This is a genomic window from Actinoalloteichus spitiensis RMV-1378 (assembly GCF_000239155.1).
Lineage (GTDB): Bacteria > Actinomycetota > Actinomycetes > Mycobacteriales > Pseudonocardiaceae > Actinoalloteichus_B > Actinoalloteichus_B spitiensis.
Genome location: NZ_AGVX02000229.1, coordinates 1 through 4,651, shown reverse-complemented (window position 1 = coordinate 4,651; position 4,651 = coordinate 1). Strand labels below are relative to the sequence as shown.

At 72.4% G+C, this 4,651-nt stretch carries 4 protein-coding genes; all 4 read right to left on the bottom strand.

Annotated elements, in window-relative coordinates; all coding sequences use genetic code 11:
* On the bottom strand, nucleotides 1-797 hold a 797-nt coding region (locus ACTIDRAF_RS0211600; protein WP_016698909.1), incomplete at its 3' end, for an ABC transporter ATP-binding protein.
* The gene (locus ACTIDRAF_RS0211595; protein WP_016698908.1) at nucleotides 794-1,678 is read right to left on the bottom strand and encodes an ABC transporter permease; all 885 of its coding nucleotides are present in this window, start codon (nucleotides 1,676-1,678) and stop codon (nucleotides 794-796) included. The genes ACTIDRAF_RS0211595 and ACTIDRAF_RS0211600, both read right to left, overlap by 4 nt.
* Nucleotides 1,675-2,637 carry an ABC transporter permease gene (locus ACTIDRAF_RS0211590; protein WP_016698907.1) on the bottom strand — a complete coding sequence of 321 codons (963 nt, stop codon included), beginning with the start codon at nucleotides 2,635-2,637 and terminating at the stop codon, nucleotides 1,675-1,677. Before ACTIDRAF_RS0211590 ends, ACTIDRAF_RS0211595 begins: the two co-directional genes overlap by 4 nt.
* A 5-nt stretch (nucleotides 2,638-2,642) precedes the next feature.
* Entirely contained in the window at nucleotides 2,643-4,250 is a 1,608-nt protein-coding gene (locus ACTIDRAF_RS0211585) for an ABC transporter substrate-binding protein (protein WP_016698906.1), read from the bottom strand.
* Nucleotides 4,251-4,651: the final 401 nt, after the last annotated feature.

The following is a 4,651-nucleotide window of genomic DNA, read 5'->3' as shown; positions in this document are numbered from 1 at the left end:
GGAACGCTCGCCAGCAGGGTCCGGGTGTAGGGGTGGCGCGGGTCGGCGAAGAGCCGTTCGGTGTCGGCCTCCTCCACGACCTCTCCCCGCCGCATCACCAGCACCCGGTCCGCCATGCTCGCCACCACACCAAGATCATGGCTCACCAGGACCGTCGCCAACCCCAGTTCGGAGCTCAGCGTGTCGAGGAGACGGAGGATCCCGCCCTGGGTGACCACGTCCAGCCCGGTGGTGGGCTCGTCGAGCACGAGCGCCCGGGGGCGCGCGGCCACGGCCATCGCGATGGCGACCCGCTGCTGTTGGCCGCCGGAGAGCTGGTGCGGATACCGGCGGGCCAGCTCCGCCGGGTTGGGCAGTCGTACCTGGTCGAGCAGCTCGACCACGGCCGCGTCCAGCGCGCGGCGGTCCAACCCCCGACCGCGCAGTGCCTCGGCGACCTGACGTCCCACCCGCATCGACGGGGTGAGCGCCTGTCCCGCGTTCTGCGCCACCATCGCGACGGTCCCGCCCCGCAGCGCGCGGAGCTGGCGGGGCGGCAGGGCGAACACGTCCTGCCCCTCGACCAGCACCCGGCCGCCGGCGATCCGCGAGCCGTGCCGCAGGTGACCGAGCAGCGTGCCGGCGACGGTCGACTTCCCCGACCCCGACTCCCCCACCACGGCCACCGTCTCGTTGGCGCGCACGGCCAGGTCGACGTCCCTGGCGACCACCACGTCGCGCCCCTGCGAGCGGTAGGACACGGTCAGCCCGGTGATCTCGACGACCGGCGTCCCGCCACTCTGTTCCCGCTCGGTCATGCCCGCCCCTTCCTCACCCGGTCGACTCCCCACGCCTTGGACAACCCGTCGGCCGCCAGGTTCAACCCGACGACCAGGGTGGCCAGCGCGATGATCGGCGCCAGGCTCGCCATCGGCACCACGGTGATCGCCGTCCGGTTCTCCGCGACCATCAGCCCCCAGTCCGGGGTCGGCGGGTTCGCGCCGAAGCCCAGGAAGGACAGCGAGCTGATCAGCAGGATCACCCAGGAGGCCCGCATGGCGAACTCGACGCAGACGACGTCGACGATGTTGGGCAGCACCTCCCGGAACAGGATCGACGTCGTCCGCTCACCCCGGACCCTGGCCGCGGTGACGTAGTCGCTGGGAGCCACCCCCTGGGCGGCGGCCCGGACGACGCGGGTGACCGCCGGCGTGTAGACGAGGCTGACGGCGAGGACGATCACCAGCGGGCCGGCCCCCAGCACGGTCACGACCACCAGCAGGGCCAGGACCGGCGGGATGGACAGCACCGCGTCCATCACCCGCATCACCAGGTTGTCCAACCAGCCCCCGCGCAGGGCCACCACGCACCCGATCACGGTGCCCAGGGCCACGGCCAGGACGGTGGCCCCGAAGGACACCGCCAGCGCGTAGCGCCCGCCGTGCAGCACGCGGCTGAGGACGTCACGGCCGTACTGGTCGGTGCCGGCCCAGTGTTCCCAGCCGGGCCCGGCGAGCGCGTTGGCGGGATCGTTCTCCACCGGGGAGTAGGGGGCGATCAGCGGGGCGAGGAGGGCGAGGAGCAGGTGCGCCGCGACCAGCGCCACCCCCACCCAGGCCGTGGTCGAACCCCGCAGGGCCCCCAGGAGACCGGCGAACGTTCCTCGCCGCCCGGTCGTCTCGGCACGGGTCCCGCTCATCTCGTCCCCACCTGCTCCCTGGTCCGCAGTCTCGGGTTCAGCGCCATCGCGCCGAGGTCGGCGGCGAGGTTGCACAGCACGTAGACGGCGGCGCTGATCAGCGCGATGGCCTGCAACATCGGCAGGTCGCGGTTGTGCACCGCCTGGAGCATCAGACTGCCCACCCCCGGGTAGTTGAAGACGTTCTCCACCACGACGACACCCCCGACCAGCCAGGCGACGTTCATGGCGATCACGTTCAGCGTCGGCAGCAGCGCACTGGGCAGGGCGTGGCGGGTCACCACCCGCCAGCGCCCGAGCCCCTTGAGGGTGGCCGTCGTGACGAACTCCCCGGCCATCACGTCGATCACGCTGGTGCGGGCCATGCGGACGATGTAGGCCGTCATCGCGACGCCGAGGGCGGCGGCGGGCAACCAGACCGCGGGGAGCAGCTCCCCGATGCTGGCCGAGGGTCCGTCGAGCACCACGGCGGGCAGCACCGGGACGGTGATGGACAAGGCCAGGACCAGCAGGGTCGCCACCACGAACTCGGGCACGCTCATGCCGACCAGGCTGAGCCCGGAGATCAGCGTGTCGGGCCACCGGTCGCGGTAGAGGCCGGCGAGCACGCCGAGCACCACGGACAGCGTGACCGCGACGAGGATGGTGACCACGGCGATGAGCAGGGTGTTGCGCAGGTGCAGCCCCACCTCGGTGGCCACCGGTTCGCCGGAGGCGAGGGAGGTCCCCAGGTCCCCGGTCACGGCGCCCCCGACCCACTCGAGGTAGCGCTGCCAGGCGGGCTGGTCGAGGTCGAGCTGCTCCCGCAGCGTCGCCACCGCCTCGGGGGTCGCGTCGCGCCCCAGGATCTGGCTGGCGACGTCGCCGGGCAGGGCCTGGAGCGCGAGGAAGATGAGGACGGAGGACAGCGCGATGGTCAGCAGCGCGGAGAACAGTCGTCTGGCGACGAAGGACAGCACCCCGGTCACCTCCGCAGCCCGATGTTGAGGTAGTCGAACTCGAACCCGTACTCCCGGTAGTTGAGGACGTCGCGGGAGAGCCCCACCAGCCGGTCGGCGAACATCGGGGTGATCGAGCCGCCGTGGTCGACCACGTACCGCTGGGCGTCCTGGTAGAGCATCCGGCGGCGGTCGGCGTCCATCTCGCCCCTGGCCTCGTCGAGGAGCCCGTCGAAGCGGTCGTCGGCCCAGGCCGTCTCGTTGTAGCTCGAACCGCCTCGGAAGATCTGGTTGAGGAGCTGTTCGATGGGCCGGCCGGTGTACCAGTAGGTGGCCATCAGGGGTTTCTGCATCCAGATCTGGGAGAAGTAGGACTCGGCCGCCGCGGTGCGGACGTCGAGGGTGATCCCGGCCTCCCGCACCGAGTCCCGGAAGGCCAACGCCATCGGCGTGAAGACCGGGTCGTAGGCGGAGGTGTACAGGTCGAGGCGCAGGTCCTCCAGCCCGGCTCGGCGCAGCAGGAAACGCGCGTGCTCGGGGTCCCGTTCGACGCGGTAGTCGGTCCAGTAGGGCTCCTCCGGCGGGACGGGGTTGTCGTTGCCGATCACCCCGGCCCCCTGGAGTGCGACGTCGAGCACGGCCCGCGGGTCGTAGGCGAGCTTCATCGCCTGGCGGACCGCCGGGTCGGTGAAGGGCTCGGCGGTGCACAGCATCGGCAGGCCGTACCACTGCGAGTTCACCGAGCGGGCGATGGTCGCCCGCTCGGAGGCGTTGATGACGCGCGCGGTGGCGAAGTCCAGGTTGGTCTGGGAGAGGAGGTGCACCTGGCCGGCGAGCAGCGCGTTCGACCGGGCCTGGGTGTCGGGGATCGCGTAGAACTCGATCTCGTCGAGAACGGGCCGCCCCTGCCAGTGCTCGGGATTGGCCACCACCCGGCCCCGGCCGGCGGGGGTGAAGGACTCCAGCCGGAACGGACCGGTCCCGATCCCGGTGTCCCCGATGCGCGGTCCGCCGGGCTCGGCGCTGCCGTCCGGGATGACGTAGCAGTTGTACGAGGTCAACAGGCTGGGGAACTCGGCGTTGGGGCGGGTGAGTTCGACCACGAGCGTGTGGGGGTCCGGGGTGTGGATCCCGCTCGGGTCGAGCATCGGCGCCAGGACCCCGGCCTGCGGCGAGGCCACGTCCGGGTCCAGCAGGTGGCGCAGCGTGTAGCGGGCGTCCGCCGAGGTGAAGGGCCGGCCGTCGTGGAAGGTCACGTCGCGGCGCAGGGCGAAGGTCCACCGGGTGCCGTCCGGGGAGGGTTCCCAGCTCTCCGCCAGGTCCGCGACGACCGAGCCGTCCTCCCCGATCCTGGTCAACCTGTTGTAGACGGCGCCGAGGTACTCGTAGGCGGAGAGCGCGCTCGCCGGGTCCAGCGTCTCGGCGTCGGAGGCCGGGGGCCGGGCGATGCGCAACACCCCTCCACTGGCGGGGTCGCCGCTCGCCGCCTCCACCGGGAGGTCACGGGAGGCAGGGCCGGACGAGGAACACCCGGCGGCCAGCCAGGTGGCCCCGAGGGCGCCCAGCCCGCCGGCGAGCAGGGAGCGGCGGCTGATCCCCCCGGGTGGTCGGACGCTGGTGCTGGCGTGGCGCATCTTCCTCCTCGCCCTGGCTGGGTACTCGTCTCGCCCTTATTCGTTCAGTGAGCGATTGAGTTGGACCGCTGCACGATAGACAGACCCGGCGAGGAGACCAACCCCCTGTCGGCTGAGGACTCCGGCGGCCGAGGAGGTCCACGGTCCGTCGGGGCGAGGGGCCTCGGCGCCCCGGGAGCACCGGACCGCCACCAGCGGGCGGGAGGAGGAAAGGCCAGCTCACACCGGAGAGTCGCCACGGGCCGGTGCCCGGTGGCTCCGGACGCCACCGGCGGCGTCCGCACCGGCGCCCCGGGCCGTTACCGCTTCCCGGCCGGAGTGACGGGAAACACGGTGCGGGTGACGGAGGGCGGCCGGCCCGTCACGGTGATCCCGGCGGATGGCGGGATGGGGCGGCCGGC

Excerpts from the sequence above, each read along its gene's own strand:
- ACTIDRAF_RS0211595 (WP_016698908.1), bottom strand. The coding sequence starts at position 1,678 with ATGAGCGGGACCCGTGCCGAGACGACCGGGCGGCGAGGAACGTTCGCC.
- ACTIDRAF_RS0211585 (WP_016698906.1), bottom strand. The coding sequence starts at position 4,250 with ATGCGCCACGCCAGCACCAGCGTCCGACCACCCGGGGGGATCAGCCGC.